The sequence below is a fragment of the Rhodococcus sp. (in: high G+C Gram-positive bacteria) genome (assembly GCF_049286785.1).
In the GTDB taxonomy this organism is placed as follows: Bacteria; Actinomycetota; Actinomycetes; order Mycobacteriales; family Mycobacteriaceae; genus Rhodococcus_F.
In genome coordinates, this window is record NZ_JBAQEO010000539.1 from 1 (window position 1) to 3,458 (window position 3,458).

At 62.9% G+C, this 3,458-nt stretch carries 3 protein-coding genes and 1 pseudogene; 1 reads left to right on the forward strand and 3 read right to left on the reverse strand.

The window, feature by feature from the left end; genetic code table 11:
• Nucleotides 1–81: 81 nt before the first annotated feature.
• A complete protein-coding gene (locus tag WAW17_RS19520) occupies nt 82–1,101 on the reverse strand; it encodes a hypothetical protein (protein ID WP_422334579.1) in 1,020 nt (339 codons plus the stop codon).
• A gap of 300 nt (nt 1,102–1,401) precedes the next feature.
• Between WAW17_RS19520 and WAW17_RS19525 the strand changes: the two genes are divergently transcribed.
• Nucleotides 1,402–2,016, forward strand: a complete 615-nt coding sequence (locus WAW17_RS19525; RefSeq protein WP_422334580.1) for a maleylpyruvate isomerase family mycothiol-dependent enzyme — start codon at nt 1,402–1,404, stop codon at nt 2,014–2,016.
• Between the two features lie 230 nt (nt 2,017–2,246).
• Here WAW17_RS19525 and WAW17_RS19530 read toward each other — a convergent pair whose 3' ends face one another.
• Together WAW17_RS19530 and WAW17_RS19535 are read right to left on the reverse strand one after the other, a co-directional pair.
• Nucleotides 2,247–2,813 (reverse strand): dihydrofolate reductase family protein, encoded by a 567-nt coding sequence (locus tag WAW17_RS19530; RefSeq protein WP_422334581.1) that lies wholly within the window; start codon nt 2,811–2,813, stop codon nt 2,247–2,249.
• 80 nt (nt 2,814–2,893) lie between these two features.
• A pseudogene (locus WAW17_RS19535) lies at nt 2,894–3,034 on the reverse strand (IS256 family transposase); the annotation flags it as partial.
• Nucleotides 3,035–3,458: the final 424 nt, after the last annotated feature.

The following is a 3,458-nucleotide window of genomic DNA, read 5'->3' on the forward strand; positions in this document are numbered from 1 at the left end:
GTCTAGCCGTGGCGGGGATCCCACCTGCGGTGACTTGCAGATCAGAGACTCCACCGTGCGTGCGGAGGTGTCAGACGCTGCTCAGACTCGCACCCAGCGGTCGTCGCACCATCGCCACAAGGCTGGCTCGTCGTCGACGCGAGCGACATCGTTGTTCAGCCACCACGTCGCGTCCGGGTTCCAACCGGCCAGGACAGTAGCACCCTTGTTGTCTGCCAATGGGATTGCGAGACCGGGTGTGGTCAGGTAGCCGTGCAAAGTGAGGTGCACGGCGTCGTAGTCGTCGGCCACCGCAGCCCAGTCAGGAATGAACCAGTCGTAATACTCACCGGTGGTGTGGAACCAATCGGAGCGCTTGGACTCCAGGACGGCCAAGGGATACGCGTCGACCAAACGCGCCCAGTCCGACGGATTCGTGATCTCGTATACCCGGGGTGTGCTGCGGACAGAGACCGGCCAGACCCGCGCTTCGTCCCCGCCGAACGAGTCTTCCTCCAGGAGCAATTCCAGTGCGCCCACGCCATCGCGCGCCCGGCTGGTTTCCAAGGCGGCACTGGGTAACGGTGTCGACCACCATTCACCACCGATGTCGTTGTCCGGACGATCGATTCGCCAACTACGAAACCGCGCTTCAGTCGCGAGAACGTGGTCGCGCCATTGATCAAGGCCGACAGCCGAACTGCGGTACGGCATCGTCGATTCAGGCCACTCATCGTTCGCATACAGAAGAGCAACCATTCGCTGGTTGTCGAGGTCGACCGCATCGGCCCACCACCGGGTAAGCGGGGACGCCAAAACCGCGGAAGCTACCGGACGCAACGCTGCCAGTACGTCCGGCCTGGCAAACCAGATATCTTCCTCGTCCGGCGGTTGCCAATACCGTGCCCAGTCTGTTGCGAACGCGAGAGCGTCGAGCAGATCGAGTTCGGACAGTTCCGACATGACTCGAACATCGACGGCCTCGATCACCTCGAGCACGTCCGCCAGCGTGCGTGGACGGTAAGGGTCGGCCGCTCGCTCGTCCGAACTGCACATGTACGCGACGTTCGCGCAGAAAAATCGCCCGCGTGGTGACGCGAGAACGAGAGTGACCAGGTCCATCAGTGAACGCTATCGAACCCGCCATCCGTCGCACGCAGCTACCCGCAGTTGAGTTCTGCCCGTTCATACTCGAACGATGTCGCAGTTCAGCTGGATCGACTACCCCGTCTCCCCCGGCACTGGGTGCAATCGCGCACGGCCCGCTCCTACTGTCCGATTCGAACGGCTACCGCGTGGGACTTCGATACCTCATCGCGTATCGGAATGTCATGGATATGGCGCTGACTGTCTCCACGTTAGATCGGGACGGCGTCGGGCCCAAGCCAGCCGGTGACGGGCAGCCTTTGTCACACTGTCTTCATGAATGATGTCTGGCCGATCGTGCATGCGGAGCGTGCGGCGCTGATCGATGACCTCTCCGACCTCACCGACGACCAGTGGGCCCACCCCTCACTTTGTGGCGACTGGACCGTGCACGACGTCGTCGCACACTTGATCAACAACGCGAAGACCACCCGCCTCGGCATCGTGCGCAACATGGCCCGGGCGCGCTTCAACTTCGATCGCCAGAACGCCCAAGGCGTCGAACGCGAACGCGGTGCCACGCCCCGCCAAACGCTCGCCCGGCTTCAGCAGGTAGCAACACGTACGTCGACGCCACCAGCACCGCTCGACAGCAGGCTGGTCGAAGAGGTCGTCCATGGCGAAGACATCCGACGGCCGTTGGGCATCAACCGCACATATCCGTCGGAGGCGGTCGTCAGGTCGTTGCTGTATCAGGCGCGCACCCCAGTATCCCTGGGCGGGGCGAAGCAACTCATTGCCCCGATCCAGTTGCGGGCCAACGACGCAGACGTGTCGATCGGTGATGGCCCAGAAGTCTGCGGCCCGGCACTATCACTGCTCATGGCAATATCGGGGCGCAAGTCTGCGCTGGGTGACCTCGACGGACCCGGAGTATCTGCGCTGGAGTGATCACGGCCGTGGCGCCTGAGATATTGTCAAGACCCTGTCGATGGGCGAGTTTCTGGCGACCTCCAGGGTGGTTGGCGGGTCGATCGGTCGTTCTGTGAGTTTCCCGGGTAGCAGTTCGTCGAACTGCTGGTGGATGTCGAACAGGCCGCCGTGCAGCAGCAGTAACTGCGTGCCGCTCGAGTCGTGTATCTCGTAGTGCATCCGCAGCTCGCCTGGCTGTGTATGTCCGATCAGTCGTGTTTCGCCTCGTAGCGCAGGAGGACCGTGCCACCCGGGAAGGTGCGGTTCTCCAACAGTCGCAGAGAGATCCATGACGGCAGTGTCGGGAAGAACGGGGTGCCGCCGCCCACGGCGGTGGGCGCGACCACGATCCGGTATTCGTCCACCAGTCCGGCCTGCACGATCGGTGCGGCCAGCGTCGCGCCGGCCACCTCCAGCCTGCCGTCGGTTTCGGCTTTCAGCTTCGTCACCACCTCGACCGGGTCGCCGCGTTCCAGGCGGGAGTTCCAGTCGACGGACTCCAGGGTGTGCGAGAAGACGACCTTGGGCATGTCGCGCCAGATGCGGGCGAAGTCGACGATCAGAGGGGTGGCGTCCGGGGCCTTGTCGGCAGTCGGCCAGTACGCGGACATCAGTTCGTAGAGCCGCCGCCCGTAGAACGACAGGGCGGTCTCCCGCTCGAAGTCGTTCCAGTACTGGTGCAGTTCTTCGCTCGGATCGGCCCAGTCGATGTTGCCTTGTGCATCGGCCATGTACCCGTCCACCGACACGTTGAAGCCATAGATGAGTTTGCCCATGCAGATCAGACTGTGCCGGAGGGCAAAACTCATCGCGACGCCACACGAGTTATTGTCAAATCGTTGTGGATGGGCGAGCGTCAGGCGACCTCCTTCGTAGTTGACGAATCGACCGGTCGTTCTATGAGTTTTCCCTTCTCGAACACGGCTCCGGCCCGAACGAGGGTGACCAGGTGCGGCGCGTTCACGGCGCGCCAGCGTGCCTCAGCGGGTACGACCAGTGCAGGCCGATTGACGATCCGCTTACGGGACGGGCCCGACTGCTGCCGGCCGTTCGTTGGGTGCCGATCTCGTCCCGGTGAGGCTTCCCCTTACGGACATCGACGGGGTGAGGTAGGTCGACGTCCATTGGGACGGGAGAAACCGCGCACGCTCCGCGGCATGTTCGTGCGTCTCTCCGAACCAGGGGGACGTGTTCGGACCAGAGGCTAACCAGGCCTTCCGCGAGCAGCTCGTTCGACATTTCGCTTGAGTACGGCCAACATCCGTGCCTGCATGATCCAGACAACCGGGGGAAAGAGCCAGTAGAAGACGAAACGTCCAAGCCATCGAGGGCGGAAGACTTGATAACCGCCGATCACTAGACGTGTGCGCCCGCCAGGCAACTCATTCAACAGGAAGCCCCATAGTCCTTCCGTGTAGGCC